Source organism: Paenibacillus sp. cl123, from assembly GCF_900101595.1.
In the GTDB taxonomy this organism is placed as follows: Bacteria; Bacillota; Bacilli; order Paenibacillales; family NBRC-103111; genus Paenibacillus_G.
Window position 1 is genome coordinate 38,575 of the sequence record NZ_FMYY01000008.1, and the last position, 20,649, is coordinate 59,223.

At 55.0% G+C, this 20,649-nt stretch carries 18 protein-coding genes and 1 riboswitch; of the genes, 11 read left to right on the forward strand and 7 right to left on the reverse strand.

What is annotated here, in order from left to right; genetic code table 11:
* Positions 1-33: 33 nt before the first annotated feature.
* A complete protein-coding gene (locus tag BLR08_RS15145) occupies positions 34-2,355 on the reverse strand; it encodes a helix-turn-helix domain-containing protein (RefSeq protein WP_072332386.1) in 2,322 nt (773 codons plus the stop codon).
* Positions 2,356-2,523: 168 nt separating this feature from the next.
* On the opposite strand from BLR08_RS15145, the gene BLR08_RS15150 reads away from it, so the two are divergent.
* The 9 genes from BLR08_RS15150 to BLR08_RS15185 all read left to right on the forward strand — a co-directional run bounded on the left by BLR08_RS15150 (position 2,524) and on the right by BLR08_RS15185 (position 13,640).
* Entirely contained in the window at positions 2,524-4,047 is a 1,524-nt protein-coding gene (locus tag BLR08_RS15150) for an extracellular solute-binding protein (protein ID WP_083537272.1), read from the forward strand.
* A 192-nt stretch (positions 4,048-4,239) separates the two neighbouring features.
* Complete coding sequence (locus BLR08_RS31155; protein ID WP_176835527.1) at positions 4,240-4,407, forward strand: hypothetical protein; 168 nt, start codon at positions 4,240-4,242, stop codon at positions 4,405-4,407.
* Positions 4,404-5,924 carry an extracellular solute-binding protein gene (locus BLR08_RS15155; protein WP_072332380.1) on the forward strand — a complete coding sequence of 507 codons (1,521 nt, stop codon included), beginning with the start codon at positions 4,404-4,406 and terminating at the stop codon, positions 5,922-5,924. Before BLR08_RS31155 ends, BLR08_RS15155 begins: the two co-directional genes overlap by 4 nt.
* 89 nt (positions 5,925-6,013) lie before the next feature.
* Positions 6,014-6,964, forward strand: a complete 951-nt coding sequence (locus tag BLR08_RS15160) for an ABC transporter permease (protein WP_072332377.1) — start codon at positions 6,014-6,016, stop codon at positions 6,962-6,964.
* Between the two features lie 126 nt (positions 6,965-7,090).
* A complete protein-coding gene (locus tag BLR08_RS15165; protein ID WP_072332374.1) occupies positions 7,091-7,966 on the forward strand; it encodes a carbohydrate ABC transporter permease in 876 nt (291 codons plus the stop codon).
* A 51-nt stretch (positions 7,967-8,017) separates the two neighbouring features.
* Positions 8,018-8,794, forward strand: coding sequence for a hypothetical protein (locus BLR08_RS15170; protein WP_072332371.1), 777 nt, complete (start codon positions 8,018-8,020; stop codon positions 8,792-8,794).
* Positions 8,795-8,855: 61 nt separating this feature from the next.
* Positions 8,856-10,268 (forward strand): glucuronate isomerase, encoded by a 1,413-nt coding sequence (uxaC, locus tag BLR08_RS15175; protein WP_072332368.1) that lies wholly within the window; start codon positions 8,856-8,858, stop codon positions 10,266-10,268.
* Positions 10,269-10,300: 32 nt separating this feature from the next.
* Complete coding sequence (locus tag BLR08_RS15180; protein ID WP_072332364.1) at positions 10,301-11,794, forward strand: tagaturonate epimerase family protein; 1,494 nt, start codon at positions 10,301-10,303, stop codon at positions 11,792-11,794.
* 385 nt (positions 11,795-12,179) lie between these two features.
* A complete protein-coding gene (locus tag BLR08_RS15185) occupies positions 12,180-13,640 on the forward strand; it encodes a DEAD/DEAH box helicase (RefSeq protein WP_083537269.1) in 1,461 nt (486 codons plus the stop codon).
* A 208-nt stretch (positions 13,641-13,848) separates the two neighbouring features.
* On the opposite strand, the gene queF is transcribed toward BLR08_RS15185, so the two are convergent.
* The 5 genes from queF to BLR08_RS15210 all read right to left on the reverse strand — a co-directional run bounded on the left by queF (position 13,849) and on the right by BLR08_RS15210 (position 17,418).
* The gene (queF, locus tag BLR08_RS15190; protein ID WP_072332361.1) at positions 13,849-14,346 is read right to left on the reverse strand and encodes a preQ(1) synthase; all 498 of its coding nucleotides are present in this window, start codon (positions 14,344-14,346) and stop codon (positions 13,849-13,851) included.
* Positions 14,347-14,379: 33 nt separating this feature from the next.
* Complete coding sequence (gene queE, locus BLR08_RS15195; protein WP_072332357.1) at positions 14,380-15,135, reverse strand: 7-carboxy-7-deazaguanine synthase QueE; 756 nt, start codon at positions 15,133-15,135, stop codon at positions 14,380-14,382.
* Positions 15,128-15,571 carry a 6-carboxytetrahydropterin synthase QueD gene (gene queD, locus BLR08_RS15200; protein WP_072332353.1) on the reverse strand — a complete coding sequence of 148 codons (444 nt, stop codon included), beginning with the start codon at positions 15,569-15,571 and terminating at the stop codon, positions 15,128-15,130. The genes queE and queD overlap by 8 nt, the downstream gene beginning before the upstream one ends.
* The gene (queC, locus tag BLR08_RS15205) at positions 15,568-16,233 is read right to left on the reverse strand and encodes a 7-cyano-7-deazaguanine synthase QueC (RefSeq protein ID WP_072332350.1); all 666 of its coding nucleotides are present in this window, start codon (positions 16,231-16,233) and stop codon (positions 15,568-15,570) included. Before queC ends, queD begins: the two co-directional genes overlap by 4 nt.
* A gap of 139 nt (positions 16,234-16,372) precedes the next feature.
* A riboswitch (PreQ1 riboswitch) is annotated at positions 16,373-16,416 on the reverse strand.
* A gap of 141 nt (positions 16,417-16,557) precedes the next feature.
* Positions 16,558-17,418, reverse strand: coding sequence for an AraC family transcriptional regulator (locus tag BLR08_RS15210; RefSeq protein ID WP_072332347.1), 861 nt, complete (start codon positions 17,416-17,418; stop codon positions 16,558-16,560).
* A gap of 146 nt (positions 17,419-17,564) precedes the next feature.
* On the opposite strand from BLR08_RS15210, the gene BLR08_RS15215 reads away from it, so the two are divergent.
* Entirely contained in the window at positions 17,565-18,863 is a 1,299-nt protein-coding gene (locus tag BLR08_RS15215; RefSeq protein ID WP_072332344.1) for a Gfo/Idh/MocA family protein, read from the forward strand.
* Positions 18,864-18,995: 132 nt separating this feature from the next.
* Here BLR08_RS15215 and BLR08_RS15220 read toward each other — a convergent pair whose 3' ends face one another.
* Complete coding sequence (locus BLR08_RS15220; RefSeq protein WP_072332511.1) at positions 18,996-19,211, reverse strand: DUF2536 family protein; 216 nt, start codon at positions 19,209-19,211, stop codon at positions 18,996-18,998.
* Between the two features lie 224 nt (positions 19,212-19,435).
* On the opposite strand from BLR08_RS15220, the gene BLR08_RS32010 reads away from it, so the two are divergent.
* A partial coding sequence (locus tag BLR08_RS32010; RefSeq protein ID WP_176835528.1) for an S-layer homology domain-containing protein occupies positions 19,436-20,649 on the forward strand: 1,214 nt, incomplete at its 3' end.

Here is a 20,649-nt window from a genome sequence, read left to right on the forward strand (position 1 = left end):
TGAAAATATTTTCAGCGGCCGCTTGCCCGGGCGTTACTGGACGGCAGCCGTATGCTTGGTCCGGTATTGGCCCGGCGTCATCCCTTCCTGCTTGCGGAAAGAGCGGATGAAGTTCTGCGGATTCGTATACCGCAGCTTTTCGGCGATGTCCTTGATCGGCATATCCGTCTCCGCCAGCCATTTCTTGGCCATGCTGAACCGGTACATAATCAGGTATTCGCTGAATGAATACCCCGTCTCCTTGCGGAAAATGCTGCTCAAGTAATTGGCGTTGTAATGCAGCCGGGAGGCGCATTCCTCCAGCGTCATGTCGGTGCTGTAGCCATGCTGCACCAGATCGATGATTTTCTCCGAAATGTTGTGATACTGCTCCTCTTGGCGGTCGCGGAAAATGGCCGCCATCGGCCGGATCACGCTGCCCCAGAACCAATCCTCAATCTCCGAGGCGATCGACAAGCCGAACAGCTCCTCAAACAGAGAGTCTTGGCTGGAGCGGATCTGATGCATGCCGATGCCGGACTCCTGCATGGCGATCAGCAAGTTGTTCAGCAGCCGGGCCAGCGGAATCTGATATTCCTGCGGCGTCAGCTCGACAGAGAACACGGTATGGAGCAGCTGCTTGAGCAGCTCCTTCGACTTTTCCAAGTCGGCCAGCTTGACGGCGTCGAGCAGTTCGTTCTCCAATTGCTTCGGGTAGTTCAGATTCAAGTAGTGGCGCCCGGCGTTGAGATTCTCATACTGGATGATAATGCCTTCCCCCAGCTTGATCCGGTGCTTGAGCGCCTCCAGTCCTTCCCGGTAGGCGATCGGCACAGCGGATATCGCATGGATCGGCAGGCTCATGCCGATGCTGACCTGCAGGTTCAGGTAACTGGAAATTTGCCGCTGTAAATTTTCCGTCATCGCATAGACCGAGCTGCGGAACGTCTCGGGATTGCTCTCCGGGCTGCCAACCAGCATCACGACGGTCTGGTCGATCGTCACGGGGACGAATCTCCCTTCCGGGGGAACCAGCTCCTCGATAATATTATGAATGGCGAACAACAGCAGATCGAGATCGCGCCGCTCGTACCGGGTATTGTCGATCGAATCGATCTGCAGCGTGATGACGGCCATCGATGCCCAGCTCCGGCTATGAACGCCATAGCCGAACTGCTCGAGGTTCTCCTCCAGCTCGCTTTGCTTCACCTTTCCCTGGAACAGCTTGATGAGGAAAAACGTCCGCACCTGCTGAACGTGCTGTTGAACCTCCTGCTCCAGTCTGGACTTGGATTGGAACAGATGGGCAACCTGCTCGCCGATGAGCTGAAATTCATCGGCGCTGCCCTGGCGGGCCCGCTTATCCTGCAGGCGCGCTCCGATCTGATTAAGCAGCACCTGGATCGGCGAATACATCCGCCGCGATCCGAACCAGGCGAGCAGCATGGACAATAGCAGCATCAGCAGGCAAACGTAAATCGTGTACAGGCCGATCTTGCCCGACTGCGCGGTCAGGCTCTGAATGGAGGTGATCGACATATAGGTCCAGCCGGTAAGCTGGGAGCGCAAGTAAGTGACGGAATAAGGCTTGCTGGCCAGCACCGTCTTGAACTGTCCGGAATCGCCCGGAGCCAGCAGCTTCGCAAGCGGCATGCCGGCTTCCTCCAGCGGCATGCCGATCAGACTATGATCGGGGTGAAGCAGCAGGCGTCCCCGATCGTCCAGAATGACGATGGAACCGGTGGAGTCGTCGACCGGCGGCATAAACTCCTGCAGGCTGCAAGCCGGGATATTGGCTGCCGCAAGTCCGTATTTCTCAAGTCCGGTGGTCGGCAGCTTCTTGACCAGGCTGATGCTGTAATCGCAGGACAAGCTGCGCGCGTTCTCCTCGCTATGGAACCAGGCCGAGGGCGTCAGCATCCAGGGTGTCTGCTCCTGAACGTTCATCAGGCTCTCCAGCTGCTCGCGGTACTGGTAGCTGTCGAGCCGGTACAGGCCGGAATTTTTGATCATCCAGTTCTGCTGTTGATTGAGCAGCAGGACATCTTCGACCCGCGTATCGAAGGATTGCATGTAGCGGATTTCTTTGCGCAGGTCGTCGTAGGTCATAAAATCGTTTTCGGCTAGCGGAGCGGTGAGCGCTTTCTTGAGCACGGTCGAGTTGAGCACCTGATTCAAGGTATGGTTGACAGTCGTTAGTTTGTGCTCTACATTGGTATTGATTTGTTGAATGAGCTGCATGCTTCCTTTGTTGGCATTTTTCTGGATTTCATTGGAGGACGTCACATAGGCGAAGAATCCGATGAACACGACGGGAAGTGTGCTTAGCAGGAATCCGAACAAAGTCATTTTGCTGAGAAAGCTTAAAGAGCGCATCGGAATCACACCTCACGTTATGATAATTGGCCCAAGCCGTATAATCCATTGTAATCAACCCCGCCTGCCCGGGCAATAATCATCGGCAGCGGACGATAATCATTGTATCAGGTGATGGCGCCCAGGCGCCATTATGCTCCATTACACGAAGGGGGAGGCATGTTACGGATGGATAAGAGAGCGCTGTCACGGCGGGCGGCTGTCTGCAGAATATGGGCCATACTGCTGCTGGCAATCTGCCTGCTCGGAGGTTGCACCGCTGGCTCCAGCCCATCGGAAGGTCAGCAGGAGGGAGAGAAGCCGGTCGTCTCCATCATGGCCCCGCTTCATTTCCCCCATTCGCCCAAGCAGGAGCTGATCCGCGAGATTGAGAAGCTGACAAATACGAAGCTGGAGATTGAATGGGTGTCGGACGGCATTTATACGGATAAGATGAACACGGCGCTAACGACCAACTCGATGAAAAAAGTGACCTATGTCAAATATACGGATTATTTGCTGCTGAAAAGCGCCGTCCGCTCGGGCTCCTTCTGGGAGATCGGTCCTTATCTGGGGCAGTACCCGAACCTGAAGCAGCTGAACAAGGAGATTTTGCGGCAATCGGCCGTGGACGGAAAGGTGTACGGCTTGTACACGGAGCGGCCGTCTTCCCGCCAAGGCATTATTATCCGCGAGGATTGGCTGGAGAACCTGCAGCTGGACAAGCCGGGGACTATCCAGGAGCTGTACGAGGTGATGCGGCGTTTCACCTACGACGATCCGGACCGCAACGGCAAGCAGGATACGGTCGGTCTTACAGACCGCAACGATCTTGTATTCGGCGCGTTCAAGACGCTCAGCTCGTACTTTGGCACGCCCAATAATTGGACAATCGCCGGCAATCAGCTGATCCCGGAGTTTGAAACCAAGGCCTATATGGACACGATGAATTTCGTGAAGAGGCTGTATGAGGAAAAGATTATTAACCGGGACTTCGCCGTGACGAGCAAGGAAGTGCAGCGGGATCAGCTGATCCGCGGAACGGCCGGCGTTTATATCGGCAGCATGACGGACGTGCAGAGGCTGTCGGATGAGGCGAAGGCCATGAACCCGAAGGCAAGATTTACGCTGGTCAACCGAATTCAAGGCCCGGAAGGCTACCGGGTATGGTCGATTCCGAACTACAGCGCCTTATACTTGTTCTCCAAGAAAGCGATCAAGACCGAGGAGGAGCTGAAAGCTATATTGGCCTTTTTCGACCGGACGATGGACAAGGATGTAGCCAACCTGATGCGGTATGGCGTGCAGGATGTGCATTATAAGCTGGAAAACGGCAAGGTTGTATTGCCCGAGGAGACCTCGCAGCTGAGAGCTTCCGAGGTCAACGGGTTCTATGCGCTGATGATCGCCGACCTGAGCAATCCGAATGTGCTGGAAATAGCTAAGAGCACGGCGTTATCCGGTTTGGCCGATCAATTGGTGGAGGACAATGAATCCTTTATCGTCAAGGACCCGATGGTGAATGTGGAGTCCAAGACGTATGACGAGAAAAGCATCGAGCTGTTCAAAATCATCTCGGACGCGACTTACAATTATATGCTGGGCCACCTGGATGAGGCCGGCTTCCGCCAGGAGATCGCGAAGTGGAAGCGCAGCGGCGGCAAGCAGGTTATGGAGGAATACGCCGAAGCGTACTTCAGGAATAACAATTGAATAGCTCTTGAATCGTGAACCGCCGGCGCGTACAGCGCGGCGGTTTTTTTTGGTCTCCGGAGGCGGTGTGCCGGATCTTGCGGCAAGTGTCATCCCGCGGACGGACTAATCATGTTCTCAGGTTACGGACGAAACAGGCCGTACAGGGCAAATGATTGTAGCCGTAATTGTGCCGGGTGTCGTAGGTTAGAGGTGCGGCAAGAACGTCCGGATGCCGGAGGCCGGATCGATGCGGTCCCCCTCGAACGACAGACGGGCTGGCTTGCCGAAACGCCGATAAAAATTAACCGCATCCAAAGTCAGCCAACCATGAAGCTGGAATCAAACATCATTCATTTGCTGGAGGTCGAAGTTCCATGACAAAGAAAAAAATGTCCATTTCCCTGAGCGTCCTGCTCGCCTCAAGTCTTACGCTGGCGGCCTGCTCTACCACAGAGAAGGCGCCGGCCGCCGGCGGGGAAGCTGCCAAGTCGACTGAGCCGGCCGGCCCGGTGGAGTTCACGATCATGGCTCCGCTGAATACGGCGGAGGCGCCGACCGACACCGTGAAGAACGAGCTGGAGCGTCTTACGAATACGAAGCTGAAGTATCAATTTTTCCCGGCGGACACGTATGAAGAGAAGCTCAATGCGACGCTGGCGACCGGGGCGCTGCCCGAGGTTGTTTATCTGAAAAACCAGGCGACGTTTATCACGATGAAGTCCGCTATCCGCGACGGCCAGTTCTGGGAAATCGGGCCTTACCTGAAGGATTATCCGAATCTGAGCAAGCTGAAGCCTGAGGTGCTGAACAATACGAAGGTGGACGGCAAGCTGTACTCGCTGTACCGCGGCGTCGATCTGACCCGTCAAGGCATCATTTACCGCAAGGACTGGGCTGACAAGCTCGGGCTGAAGGCTCCCGAAACAACGGAAGACCTGTATGCGATGATGAAGGCATTTACGGAGCAGGACCCGGACGGCAACGGCAAGAAGGATACGATCGGCGTAGCAGACCGCAACGATCTTGTGTATGGAGCGTTCAAAACCGTTGCGGCCTGGCTCGGAGTGCCCAATAACTGGGGCGAGAAGGACGGGAAGCTGCAGCCTGAATTTGCATTCCCCGAGTATATCGGCGCTATGGACTACTTCAAGAAGCTGCGCGATGAAGGCTTGATCAACAAGGACTTCGCCGCTACGAGCAAAACGGATCAGACCAAGCTGTTCACCAATGGAACGGCGGGTATGTATATCGGGGCGATGACGGATGTCGAAACGCTGCATAAGGATCTGGTCAAAAACGTGCCGACGGCTGTTGTCGACGTACACAGCATGGTGAAGGGCCCATCCGGCAAATATGCGGCATGGTCGCTGCCGGGCTACGCCAACGTGCTGCTGTTCTCCAAGTCCGCTATCAAGGATGAGAAGAAGCTGAAGGCTATCCTGGCCTTCTACGATAAGATGATGACGCCGGAAGTGGCCAACGTCGCTTTCTGGGGCTTGAAGGATGTTCACTACACGCTGGAGAACGGCAAAGCCAAGAAGGTTGACAATAAGGAGCTGATCGAGCGCGAAGTGAAGGCGTTCACGGACGGAGCGATCGGCGACGAGGATACGAGCGGCCGCTACCTGGGCGTATCCACGCTGCCGGCACGCGTCAAAGCGGACGAACTGAAGTTGGAAAACCAAAAATATGCGGTTAACGATCCGACTGCGCCGCTGGAGTCGAAAACGAACCTGGAGAAGGGCGTTCAGCTTCAGGAGCTGATCAAGGACGCTACTTACAAGTATATCTACGGCACGCTTGACAAGGCAGGCTTCGAGAAGGCCGTAGCGGACTGGAAGAGCCGCGGAGGCAACCAGATCATAGAGGAATTCAATGCCGTTTACAAAAAATAACCGGCTGCAGCTAATGCGCATAAGAGGAGGGAGCCGCCTTCGAGCGGCTGCCTCTTCTACCTACTACCTCCCGGAAAGGAAGATTCGTTATGCAAGAAGTGCATGTGCAGCACAGAGCAACGCCCGTGCGTCGCAGCAGTGAACTAAGCAGACGCCTGTGGAAAAACAAGTGGATTTACGTCATGTTATTGCCGGGAGTGCTTTACTTTCTGATTTTCAAATATATCCCGATGTACGGGCTGATTATTTCATTCCAGGACTACAAGCCGTTTAAGGGCATTATGGGCAGCGAATGGGTCGGGTTGAAGCATTTTGAACGATTGTTCGCCGAGCCGGATTTTCTCAATATTTTGAGCAATACCTTGATTTTGTTCGGGATGAACCTGCTGTTTTATTTCCCGATTCCGATCATTTTGGCTTTGATGCTGAATGAAGTGCGCGTTGAGTTTTTCAAGAAAACGGTACAGACGCTCGTATATCTGCCTCACTTTATGTCATGGGTTATCATCGTGTCGATTACCTTCGTCATGCTGACGATGGATGGCGGGATTATCAATGAACTGCTGAAATATTTCGGATTTTCGGAAGTCAATTTTCTGCTCAGCCCGGAATGGTTCAGACCTACTTATATCCTTCAAGTGATATGGAGAGAAGCGGGATGGGGGACGATCATCTACCTGGCGGCTATCGCCTCGATCGATCCGCAGCTGTATGAAGCGGCCCGCATGGACGGCGCAGGGCGGCTCAGACAAGTATGGCATATTACTTTGCCTGCAATCCGCAGCGTCATTATCGTCTTGCTGATTTTGAAAATTGGCGATGTTCTCGAGCTCGGCTTCGAACATGTATATCTGCTGCTCAATTCCATGAACCGGAATGTAGCCGAGATCATCGATACCTATGTATATACCGCAGGTCTCAGACAAGGACAATTCAGCTACAGCGCAGCGATCGGCTTCTTCAAATCGCTGATCGGGCTCATTCTCGTCATGGCGGCCAACCGTCTGGCGAAGAAGATGGGCGAGGATGGCGTTTACTAAGAGGATACGAAGCGGCTTTCCTTTGGAAAGCCCATAGCTTTTGCTTACGATGCAGCTTTCCTACGGAAAGCTTGAGATGATGCTTACGAAGTAGCTTTCTAACGAAAGCTCGGAGGAGGAACCCCCATGGTAGAAGACAGAACATTAGCCGGCCGTTTGTTTAACGGGATTAATATCGCGCTGCTCGCCCTGATCGGCCTGGTTACCGTGCTCCCGTTCATTCACGTGGTGGCCGGTTCGTTTACGACCAGCGCCGAGCTGGCGATGAGAAAGTTCGTGCTCATTCCGACCGATTGGAGCCTGGAGGCTTACCGGTTTATATTTTCGACCAATACAATTTTCAAAGCGATGAGCGTTTCGATCGGCGTTACCCTATTCGGAACTTTGTTCAGCATGTTCGTTACGGCGTTAACGGCTTACGCCTTGTCGCGCAAGGACCTGGACGGCCGCAATCTCGTGATGTTCCTCGTCGTGTTCACGATGCTGTTCAGCGGCGGGCTCATTCCTACCTTTCTTGTCGTGAAGGAGCTGGGACTGATCGATACGTACGCGGCCTTGATCCTGCCGAGCGCCATCAGCGCGTTTAACCTGATTATCCTGAAAAACTTCTTTCAGAACGTACCGGAAGGACTGGAGGAATCGGCTAAAATCGACGGCTGCAGCGACTGGGGCATTTTGTTCCGGATCGTGCTGCCGCTGTCCATGCCTGCCATCGCTACAATCTCGCTGTTCTACGCGGTGACCTACTGGAACACTTACCTGAGTGCGATTCTTTACTTGAATGAAAGCAAGATGTGGCCCATTCAAGTATTGCTGCGCCAGATAGTCGTGCTGGCAAGCGGGATAGATCACAGCTCGGCGCTGGATAATACGACGCCTCCGCCTGAGCAATCGGTGAAGATGGCCGTTATCGTGGTCGCTACGCTGCCGATTCTGCTTGTGTATCCGTTCCTGCAGAAGCATTTTGCCAAAGGCGCCATGCTCGGATCGATTAAGGGTTAGTGGCGAACATAAATTTTGTCCAACTAGAGAAAGGATCTGAACCCATGAATCGTGTATCCGCTGCCGAACGCGCGAGATGCGGCGCCGGCCTATATCGCCTCGCCGGAGGCTTACGCCCGCTGGCTGCGGAGCATCAGTCTGGCCAATAGCTGGCGCGGCTGCGATCGGCTTTGCAATTCGGCGCCTTATCTGGCTCAGATGAGCGTTGCGCAAAGAGAGCCTTATTTGAAGGAAGCGCTCAATCATTTCGATAAAATTCAGGACCCCCATACCGGTCTCTGGGGCGAAGGCGGCCGGTATATGCAGTTGTCGGGCACCTTCAAGCTTCACACCTTCTACGGGCGGTTCCGGATTGCGATGCCAAGAGTGAATGCCATATACCGCAGCCTGCTCCATACGCTGCGTCACGAGGAAGCGCTCGATATGTGCTACATTCGCAATCCGATCAGCCTGCTCGCCGCGATCAAGCTGCCGCTGCCTCCGGAGGAGCTGCTGGAGATCGCCGAGATTACGGTGCGCAATATGAAACGGCTGAAGCGTGCGGACGGCGGATTTTCCCGGGAGCTGGCTCATTCGCCAACTGCGCCGAACGTCGCTCAGGTCAAGCCGGGCGAGTTTTATCCGGAGATGCCTCTGCCTGTTCAGCTTGGTCTCGGCAAGGACGAAGGGGATATGAATGCCGGCACGCAAGCGATACTGATCCGCTCGCTGCTGTACGAATTGGCCGGCTTGGAGCCTCAGCCGCTACCCGGCTGTACGCCTGGAGCAGCGAATACGAAGCTTAATGACAAGATATGCGTAAATAAACGGAAATTGAGCATGAAATGAAAAGAAATCATATTAATATTGCGCTATACTGGGAATATGATCGAAACGAGGTGGCTGAATAATGACGGCGAAAGCATTCCTGGACGATAATTTCCTGCTTACGAATGAAGTGGCCGAGCGGTTGTATCATGATTATGCAAAAACGATGCCGATCATCGATTATCACTGCCACTTGAGCCCCCAAGAGATTTATGAGAACAAATCATTTCAAACCCTGACAGAAGCATGGCTGTATGGCGACCATTACAAGTGGAGAGCGATGCGCTCCAATGGCGTAGCGGAAGAGCTTGTGACCGGCGGGCCGGATGTCAGCGATTATGACCGCTTCCTGGCATTTGCCAGAACGGTGCCGAAGACGATCGGCAATCCGCTGTACCACTGGTCGCATCTGGAGCTGCGGCGCTTTTTCGGCGTGCACGACCTCATTAATGAACAGAATGCGCCGATGATTTGGGAGAAAGTCAATGCGCAGCTCGAGGCGGGCGGCTTCGCGGCGCGCGATCTGATCGTCAAGTCGAACGTCAAGGTCATCTGCACGACGGACGATCCGACAGACTCGCTGGAATACCATATGAAAATCAAGGAGCTTCCTGACTTCGACGTGAAGGTGCTTCCGTCGTTCCGTCCGGACAAGGGGCTGGAGATTAATCGCGCCACGTATGTGCCGTGGGTGAAGAAGCTAGGCGAAACAGCCGGCCTGCCGGTAGACAGCTACGACCAATTCCTGCAAGCGCTTGACGCGCGGATTGTCTTCTTCCATGAAGCCGGCGGGCGCGTATCCGACCATGCGCTCGATTATGTGCCTTACGCCGAGGCGACCAAGGAGCAGGCTGCGGCGATCTATGCCAAAGCGCTTGCCGGCGAGCCGGTTAGTCTGGAGGAAGAGAAGCAGTACAAGACCTATACGCTGCTGTTCCTGGGACGCGCCTATGCGAAGCTCGGCTGGGCGATGCAGCTTCACATCAACGCTTCCCGCAACAACAGCTCGAGAATGTTCCGCACCTTGGGTCCGGACACTGGTTACGACTCGATCAACGACAGCGACATTGCTTACCCGTTAATGAAGCTGCTCGATGCGCTCGATGCGGACGACTCGCTGCCGCGGACGATTTTGTACTCGCTGAATCCGAAGGATAATTACGTCATCGGTACGCTGATCGGCAGCTTCCAAGGCGGGGGCATACCGGGTAAAATTCAGTTTGGCTCGGCATGGTGGTTTAACGATACGAAGGAAGGCATGCTCTGGCAGATGAACGCGCTGGCTAACCTGGGCCTGCTCAGCCGGTTCGTCGGCATGCTGACGGATTCGCGCAGCTTCCTGTCTTACACGCGCCATGAATATTTCCGCCGATTGCTGTGCAATCTGCTCGGCGAGTGGGTCGTGCAAGGCGAAGCGCCGCATGATCTGGAGCTGCTGGGCGGCATGGTGCGCGATATTTCTTACGATAACGCCAACGGCTACTTCGATTTTTAGAGTTCAATTTACGGGAAAAGGAAGGGAACGCGATGTTAACCTATCAATCCATCATTGAGCAAGTGAAGTCGGGGCAGTCCGCAGATGCGGCTTCACCTTTTGTCAAAGTATATCCGCAGTCGCTGACGGAGCTGGAAGGAGCCGCGCTGCTGATGGTTCGGACCGAAGACGGCAAACGCCTGCTCGCGGTCGGCGACGGCCCTATCGTGGGCGAGCTGGAAGGCGAGCCTGCCGAAGGAGGCAAGCTGGCTCCGCTTACGCATGCGAACCGCTTGGTTCTTAACCGTTATCTGCCTTACACGGCGCCTCAGGCGTTCGGTACGCAGGTCGCGACGTTCGGCCTGGGCGACCGTCTCGGTCTGGCCAGCCCGGGTCATATCCGTACGGTGCTCGGCAAGGATGTGCGTCCGATTTTGGCGCAGCAAAGCATCCGGGAGCTTGCGCTGACAGGCCGCACGTATGAGGATGTGCTCGATGCGGCCTGCTACGCCGTCTTCCAGGAAGGCTACCGCGACGGGTTCGGCGCAGACGGCGACCATTTGAAGAAGGAAGAGGATATCGAATACGCGCTGCGCCTCGGATTCACGATGCTGACGCTCGATTGCTCGGAAAACATCGACAATACGATCGCTCCGCTGTCCGCTTCCGAGCTGGAGGAGCGCTACGCCAAGCTGCCTCAGGATGTCCGTGCGGGCTATGAAGAGCGTTATTTGGCGAATTCGCCTCAGCTTGAGGGCGCTGCGCTGAATTTTACCCGCGAAGAGCTGGTACGCGACGTGCTGATTTATCATGAGGCGATCAATTTTATGGAGCGGATTTACCGCAAATATATCGAGCAGTTGAACGGCGCAGTCGACTTCGAAATTTCGATCGACGAGACGGAGACGCCAACCTCGCCGGAGGCGCATTTCCTCGTGGCCAACGAGCTGTACTTGCGCGGCATCCAGATGTTCAGCATGGCTCCGCGCTTCTGCGGCGAGTTCCAGAAGGGGATCGACTACATCGGCGACATCGCGCAATTCGAGCGCGAGCTGCAGGCGCACGCGGCCATCGCCGACCACTTCGGCTATAAGCTGAGCATTCACTCGGGCAGCGACAAATTCAGCGTGTTCCCGCTGATCGGCCAGTACACGAGGGGCCGCTTCCATGTAAAGACAGCCGGCACGAACTGGCTGGAAGCCGTTCGCGTCGTAGCCCAGGCAGACCCAGCGCTGTACCGCCGGATGCATCAGCATGCTTTGGATCACTTCGAAGAAGCGACTGCGTATTACCATGTGACGACCGATATCAGCGCGATTCGACCGCTCTCGGAGACGAGCGATGCCGAGCTGCCGGACTACATGAATGAAAATAATGCGCGCCAGCTGCTGCACATCACTTACGGTATTTTGCTGCAAGCCAAGAACGAAAACGGCAACAAGCTGTTCGCGGACGAGTTCTTCGCTTTGTTGAACAAGCATGAGGATGATTTTGCCGCGGGCCTTGGAGCGCATATTGGCAAGCATTTGACGTTGCTGGGCAAATAACGGTTATATTCGGACGGCAATGAAGACAACGCATAAACTGCAGGCTATTTTCCGGCAGGCTTTTCAGCCCGGGAATAGCCTCTTTTTCTTGCCGAAGGATGATTCGGAGAATGGTTTGGAGGGACTTGCCGATACGAATTGTAGCGGAACACAGAGCTACTTGGAACGTGATACGCTCCATTTTTACTCCATTTGCCCGTCCAAGAGTCGCTGAGCTCCGTTGTCGTTCCGGGCGCGCCATCCGGCGAAACTACAATTTCCTTTGACTTCTGCCCGGCATCGTATATCATAGAAAGAGTGCCTTCAAACGGTCCGCGGCTGCGGCCATGCCGCATACCCGGGCGAGGGCTTTGCCCATATATTAGATGTACACTAAGGAGATAACATGACATTCGAGAACTTGAATATTATTCCCCCGATATTGAAAGCGCTGGCCCAGGAAAATTATACGACCCCGACGCCGATCCAGGAGAAGGCGATCCCGCCTGTGTTGGAAGGCCGCGATTTGCTGGGATGCGCTCAGACGGGAACAGGGAAAACAGCGGCATTTTCTGTGCCGATCCTTCAGCTGCTGAGCAAAGGGCAGGGAGCCAAAGGCGGCAAGCGCCCGATCCGCTCTCTGATTCTGACGCCGACACGGGAGCTGGCTATACAGATTCATGATAACCTTCAGGCATATGGCCGGTACACCTCCTTGCGCAGCTGCGTCATTTTCGGAGGCGTTTCCCAGAAGCCTCAGGAAGCGGCACTGGGGCAAGGCGTGGACATTCTTGTCGCGACTCCGGGCCGGCTGCTCGACTTGATGAACCAAGGCTTCGTGGATTTGCGGCAGCTGCAGATTTTCGTACTGGACGAGGCAGACCGCATGCTGGACATGGGCTTTATCCATGATGTCAAACGGATCGTGGCGAAAACGCCGAGCAAGAAGCAGACGCTTCTGTTCTCGGCGACGATGCCGCCCGAGATCGCTCAGATGGTCAAAAACATTTTGATCGATCCGGTCAAGGTAGAGATTACTCCCGTGTCCTCCACAGCCCAGAAAATCGCCCAATCGCTGTATTTTGTGGACAAAGAGAACAAGCAGAAGCTGCTGATCCACTTGCTGCAGGACAAGTCCATCGCCTCCGTTCTCGTGTTCACCCGCACGAAGCATGGCGCAGACCGGGTCGTCCGCGATCTGTCGAAGGCAGGCATCAGCGGCCAGGCGATCCATGGGAATAAATCGCAGAATGCGCGGCAGGCCGCTTTGAACAACTTCAAAAACGGCGCCACGCGCGTACTGGTCGCTACGGATATCGCCGCGCGGGGGATTGACATCGACGAGCTGTCTCATGTCATTAACTTCAATCTTCCGAATATACCGGAGACGTATGTCCATCGGATCGGTCGTACCGGCCGAGCAGGTCTGAGCGGAACAGCGATCTCTTTCTGTGAATTCGAAGAAAAGCCGTATCTGAAGGATATCGAGAAAGTGATCGGAAAGACGGTTCCCGTCGTGACCGATCATCCGTATCCTATGCAGGTGACGGCAGCCCAGCCAGAGCCGGCATCGGCGCCTTCCGGGCAGCAGAAGCGGGCCAAGCAGGGTCCAACGCGCCCGTCCGGCGGACGCTCGGCCCGAACGCCGGGTCAGCCTCAGCCGGCGGCGGCAAACCGCCAAGGCCAATCCGGCAGCAGCCGCGACGGCAAGCCGGGAAGCGGCGGCAGAAGCCGGGCGGAGGCCGGGCCGAAGGGGCAAGCGCGCAGCGGGCCAAGCAGCCAGCCGGCACGCCGCGGTCCGCTTTGGCCGGATAGCGCTTCGGGACGTTCGGCTAGCGGCAAGCCCAGCCGTCCAGGCAAAGCTTGATGACAGGCGGAACAACCGGGTGCAGAATTATGGACTCGGGTACCGGATGGCAAGCAGGCTGACTCTATAGCCCCGCAAGTTCGTAGGATTGCGGGTTCCGGGCTGATCGCCTGTCGAACCGATCCCATGGATGGACAAATACGCCTTCATCGCCGCTCGCAGAGAGGGGCTGAAGGCGTATTTGTCGTGCATATGACGGGCGGATCGGCTAGCGGTTGTCCACCTTTTCCGGGTACAAATCATGGTTCATGAGTCTGTATTCCGCCATTTGCTCATATTTGGTACCGGGAGCTCCCCAGTTGCAGTACGGGTCGATGGAAATACCGCCGCGCGGCGTAAATTTCCCCCAAACCTCGATGTACCGGGGCTGCATCAGGGCGATCAAGTCATTCATAATAATATTCATGCAATCCTCATGGAAATCGCCGTGATTGCGAAAGCTGAACAAATACAGCTTAAGCGATTTGCTTTCGACCATCCGCAGGTCGGGGATGTACGAGATGTAAAGCGTCGCGAAGTCGGGCTGTCCGGTCATCGGGCATAAGCTTGTGAATTCGGGACAGTTGAACTTCACGAAGTAATCGCGGCCCGGATGCTTGTTATCGAAAGCCTCCAGCACGCCGGGAGCATAGTGGAAAAGGTAATTTGTCCCCTGATTGCCGAGATGGGTGATGCCTGCCAGCTCCTGTTCGGTTCTTCCTGCCATAGTTGCTTCTCCTCCTTATGCATTCGGCGGCGGTCATACGCCCTTCTTATTTCCCCATACCCAGGTATGAAGCTGGGGCAGCACATGTACGCGCTTGAGCCGCTCGTCGGTCATAACCCGGTCGATCAGCCACTGGTATTGGCTCAGCAAATACGGCAGCAGCCGATCCGGCGAAGCTTCATGGCAGCGGCCATTGCCGGTCTGCACATAGAAGGGAGCCAGAGGGTACCGCTCATGTACAAGGGCTGCGAACTCCAGATCGGGTTCGCCGAAAACGACGACCTTCAGACTGAAGTTCCGTCCGGCCGCCGCCAAGCGGGCGGTGATGCTGTCCAGCATCTGCCAGTCCGTCCTCATTCCCGAGCTCGGCGGCTTGGGGGAAAGGGTGAGATCATCGACCCGCAGGAACCAGTCCTGCCAGCGGCTGCCCTGCGTCTCCAGGGCGACTTGCATCCCTTGAGCATGGAGCAGTCCGATAAGCGCTTCAAGCTGAGGCAGCAAGGCGGGATTGCCTCCCGACAAAGTGACATGGTCGAAGGCATCGCCGCCAACGGCCCGCAGCTCGTCGCATATTTGCCCGGCAGACAGCAGCCGAAGGTCGGATTTGGCGGTGCCGTCCCATGTAAATGCGGAGTCGCACCACGAGCAGCTGTAGTCGCATCCGGCCGTGCGGACGAACATCGTTTTCCGCCCGATGACCATTCCCTCGCCTTGGACCGTCGGGCCGAATATTTCCATGACGGGAATCGCAGGGGCCGCTGCCGCTTTTATCCGCTCAAGCTCAGGCATGCCCGGCACCGCCCTTCGGCCGGTACAGGCAATAGCTGGTCGGCGTTTCGCGGAGAAATACCTGCAGGCAGCGAGGCCGATTCGCCGTCTGATCCAAATGCCGCTGCACGATCTCCCAGATCGTCCTGGCGACCACTTCTGTTGTCGGATATCGTTCAGGGAGCCGCTCATCGAAGCTTTCGGTGTCCTCGTTGAGCAGCGTATGGTCAAACCGGCTGTGGATCAGCTGCTTGATGGTGGAGAAGTTAACCAGAAACCCGGTCTCGTCCAGCACGTCTCCGGCGATCGTTATATTAGCGAAATATGTGTGGCCGTGCAGCTGGCGGCATTTTCCAGCCTGTTCGGCAGGGATAAAGTGGGCGGCGGCAAACTGAAAATCTTTATTAAGCTCATACATATAGGCATGAGCAACGGCCGGATAGATCTGCTGAATCATGAAAATGCCCTCCTGACGGAGGAGGCAAGGTAGTCGTCGAGCCCTCTGCGGCGCAGCTTGCAGGCCGGACAATCTCCGCAGCCGTCGGCGATGATGCCGTTATAGCAGGTCAACGTGCGCTCCCGGACAAAGTCCAGGACGCCGAGCTGGTCGGCGAGCTCCCAGGTCTGGCTTTTCGTCAGCCACATCAACGGAGTTTCGAGCACGAACGAATGATCCATTGCAAGATTAAGCGTGACATTCAGCGACTTGATAAATACATCCCGGCAGTCCGGGTAACCGCTGAAATCCGTCTCGCAGACGCCGGTCACAATATGGCGCGCCCCGATTTGCTTGGCAGCAACGGCTGCGAAGGACAGGAACAGCAGATTGCGTCCGTCTACAAAGGTTGACGGCAGAGCCCCATCCTGCTGCTCGATAGGGATGTCGCTGCGCGTGAGCGCATTGGCCGTCAGCTGGCTGAGAAGCGACATGTCCAGCACATGATGCGGGATGCCCAGCTCGCTAGCGATGTTGGCTGCCGTCTCAACCTCCAGCCGGTGCCGCTGGCCGTAGTCGAAGGTGACGGCTTCTACGGCGTCATACTTCTTAAGCGCCCAGAACAGGCAGGTCGTGCTGTCCTGCCCGCCGCTGAACACAACGATTGCTTTGCTTGATGTCATTACATGCTCTTCCTCTCTCGGTAAGATGGAGAAGAAAGAGATTCGGCATGGCTTCCCTATGCTAAAGAATCGGCGCGAAGCGGGGCAAGGCCGCTTCGCGCCGAACGCAAAAACGACGATACCTGAACAGGGCCATCGCATTGCCTTAGTTTTTTATAGAGGGAGTTCGCGAACCTCTCCCGGAACGCAGCTTGCCAGGCAGGCTGCCGATTAATCCGGAATTTCTTCTTTAGTTTTCTCACGTACTATAGCACAGATGCGGGGGAATGGGAATAGCGGACGGAGAAAGAGGGAGCCGCTTTTATTCAGCCAGCCGGGCCGCTGCTAGCGCTTTTTTCTTTCAGCCATCCGGTATGAACGCGCCGAGGTCCGGGTAATTTTTTTGAAAGTTTTGCCGAAATGGGAAAAGTTGTCAAATCCGACGCTCGCCGCCACATCGATGATCTTCAAATCCGTTTCGCGGAGCTGGCGCTGGGCTTCCCGCACCCGGGTCAAATTCAGATAGTCGGTTAAGGCAAAGCCCGTCACTTCCTTGAACATCCGGCTCAAGTAATAAGGGCTGACGAAAAAACGCTCCGACAGCATATGGAGATGGATCGGCTCGGCGTAATGGACATTGAGAAAACGCACGATTTCCGATATTTTCTTGTGCATGGGAGTGGCGTAAGCAAGCTCCACCGGCGCATGCTTCTGAAGAAAGCGCGAGGCCAGTAGCAGCAGGTCCACGGCAGCATGTCTGACGTAAAGCTCATAGCCAATCGGCTGCTCTGCGAGCTCTGCTTCCAGCCGGTCCATATGGCTCTCGATGACCTCTTGATCATCTGCAGGCAGCCGGATCACCGGACTGTCCTGGTGAAAGGGACTGAGCAGAAGCTTGGACTGCTGGTCGCAGACCGAGTGGACGAACCGGTCGTCAAAATGCAGGATGACACGCTCATGTCCGCCGGACCCCGCCTGCAGCGTCTTATGTAGCTCATATTTATTAATAAAAACGAGATCCCCTTGCTGGATAGGATAAGAGGAGTCTTTGATGAAATAAATACGCTCGCCCGATCGCATATAGTAGATTTCGTAATAGGGGTGGAAGTGATTATCCGTCATACTGAAAGGCGTGCTGCGTTTGGCATACTCAACGTACAAAGGATCGGACATGCTGCCGAAGCTGCTAATCTGGGCATCGCTCATCGCTATTACCTCTCTTTCGAGCTTCATTATAGCAAAATATGCGGGATTAATAAATAAATCAGCATGAAAGGAGCAGAAATACATTTTATATTGCGTTAATATGAAGGGGAGAAGAAGAACAACGAATGAGATGGAGGCGACATGCATTGAACACGAAAAAAACGTATGTTTTAGTCGGATCCGGGGGCCGCGCTGAATTTTTTTACTCGGCTATTGCCACTCACTATAAGGAAACCTCGCAGCTGCTGGCTTTCTGCGATATCAACCAGACTCGTATGGATTACGCGAACAAACGGCTCGTGGACAAGTATAATTATCCGGCAGTGAATACTTATAAATCCAATGAGTTCGATCAGATGATCGCCCAAGAAAAGCCTGATGCCGTCATCGTCACCAGTGTGGACCGCACGCATCATACTTATATTATTCGCGCGCTGGAGCTGGGCTGCGACGTGATCACCGAGAAGCCGATGACCGTGGATGAGGACAAATGCCAGGAGATTTTGAATGCCGTCGAGCGGACGGGACGTAATGTCCGGGTTACGTTCAACTACCGCTACGCTCCTCATCATACGAAGGCACGCGAGCTTATTGAGGACGGCGTCATTGGAAAAGTGACTTCCGTGCATTTCGAATGGCTGCTGAATACCCAGCATGGAGCCGACTACTTCCGCCGCTGGCATCGGGACAAGCGGAACAGCGGAGGGCTGCTCGTTCACAAGTCCACGCATCACTTCGATCTTGTCAACTTCTGGATCGGTTCTCAGCCGGAAACGGTGTTTGCTTTCGGCGACCTGTTGTTCTACGGGCGCGAGAACGCCGAGCAGCGGGGAGTCACCAAGTTCTACGAGCGTGCCACGGGCAATCCGAATGCCGAGAACGATCCGTTCGCTCTGCACCTGGACTCGAATGATCATCTGAAAGCGATGTATCTGGATGCCGAGCATGAGGACGGCTATCGCCGCGATCAGAGCGTATTCGGAGACGGCATCAACATCGAGGATACGATGGGCGTTTTGGTGCGCTACAAAAACAATGCGATCCTGACCTACTCCTTGAACGCATACTTGCCATGGGAAGGCTACCGCATCGCCTTTAACGGTACGAAGGGACGTCTCGAGATGTCGATCGTCGAGCAATCCTACGTGAACTCGGGCGGCGACAAGGCGCTGGAAGGCGCGTTGAAAGGAAAAACGATGCGCGTTTTCCCGATGTTTGCCGCTCCTTACGAGGTTGAGGTGGAAGAGGGAGTCGGCGGTCATGGGGGCGGCGATCCGGTGCTGCTCAACGATATTTTCGGCACGCCTGTCGAGGATCGCTTCAACCGCGCGGCCGACCATGTCGATGGAGCGCGCTCCATCTTGACAGGGATAGCGGCCAACCGTGCGATTCGTACGGGTCTCCCCGTCAACATCGACGATCTGGTGAAGTTCTACAAGAAATAAAGGCAAGACTATATTTCAATAGCATGCAGCAAGCCCCCCGTAGCGTCGCAGCCGAGGGGCTTGCTGCATGAACGTAGGATCGGCGCCCTGAGCCTCCGTCGGCAAACATGAGGGGCCGAGGCGCTACAGAGCTTACAGCTTGGATTTGATTTTGAAGTGAACAACGGCCGTATACAGCAGCTTGCCTGCATTCTGGTCAAAGACAGTTTGATGCTGTACGGAGGCTACCTGCAGCATTAATGATTTGTTGATCGTAACCTGTTCCTCCACCTTGCGCTCCAAGTTTTTTAAGTCATACGCTTCGAAAAATTCCACTTTATCTTCGATCATATCAAGTCTGAATTCCATCATTCGGGTCCTCCTAAGCAGACTCATGTTTACAAGGTAAGTATTCGACTTCAACGGTCTGAATCCTTCCATGAGGCTTCTATTGAGCATTTTGAAAATAAAGCGATAGGTCAAAAGTATTAAATTTTTTTGATGTTGGCCTGTCTTGGTAAAATGTCGAATTCGCCATATAATGTGAAAGGACTATTTTATTTGATTCTATTTATCGAAAAGGAGATACATGCATGAATGTGATCCGCAACATTAAGACTTTGGAAGGAACGCAAAGCTGCGAGAACTACATAAGCAGGCCCAAATCGGCTCCGGGTAGGCTGAAGAAAGTACTGCTTACAGCTCTGCTGGCTCAAACCGTGGCTGTTCTTCCCTTCGGCGCTCTGGCTTTTGCAGCCGTGGAAAATCCGGTCTACAAAGATGTATCGGCTTCTTCCTGGTCGCATAATTATATTTATCAGATGTCGGCGCTGGGTATCGTCGAAGGTGACCAAGACGGCAGCTTCAATCCTCAGCAAGCCGTTAGCCGGCAAGAAGCTATTATCATGGCTGTGAGATTTATGGGCGGCAACGGGCAAGCGGATGCCGGATCACTCCCTCTGCAAGTATCGGATTGGGCAAAAGGTTGGGCGGGACAAGCAGTCGAGCGCGGCCTGCTCGTAGCAAGCGAAGAGAATGCTGTCGAAAATTGGGGTAGCCAGCCTGCGAGCCGAGAGTGGATTACGAAGCTCGTCGTGAGAGCGACAGGGAAGCAAAGCGAGCTCAGCGGATCAGAGCAAGCAGCGTCCGGGTTTAATGACGCCTCGCAAATTTCACCGGATCTGCGCAGTTATATCGGCGCTGCAGTAAAGCTGAACATGGTCAGCGGATTCCCTGACAATACATTCAGACCGAAAGACACGATGACCCGCGAACAGATCGCTTCGATATTCAGCAAAGCGAATACATATACAGTCGATACAACAAACCGGGTTGTGCGAGGGATTTTGCAAAGCCTTTCGGCGAGCAGCGTCGAAGTTTTGACTGATGCAGGAGACATTCAATCCTTTGTACTCGCTTCTAATGTGAACGGGTTAAGCGGGAGCAGCGAGGCTTTGAACCTGAAGATAGGAGAAGCCGTTTCCGTCATCCAGAGAGAAGGTGTGGCGCTCTTTATCGCCGGAACGGGCGGAACAGTACAAGCTGAGCCTGGCAAGCCTGGGGAAAAAGGTGAGAAGGGCGAGAAAGGAGATAAAGGGGAGAAAGGAGATAAAGGCGACAAAGGGGATAAAGGTGACCGCGGGGACGCTGGCTCACAAGGAGAGAAGGGTATTCAAGGAACCGCTGGAGCAGTCGGTCCGCAAGGTCCGGCAGGAGCCGACGGTGCAGTCGGTCCGCAAGGCCCGGTAGGTCCGGCAGGAGCCGATGGAGCGGTCGGTCCGCAAGGCCCGGTAGGTCCGGCAGGAGC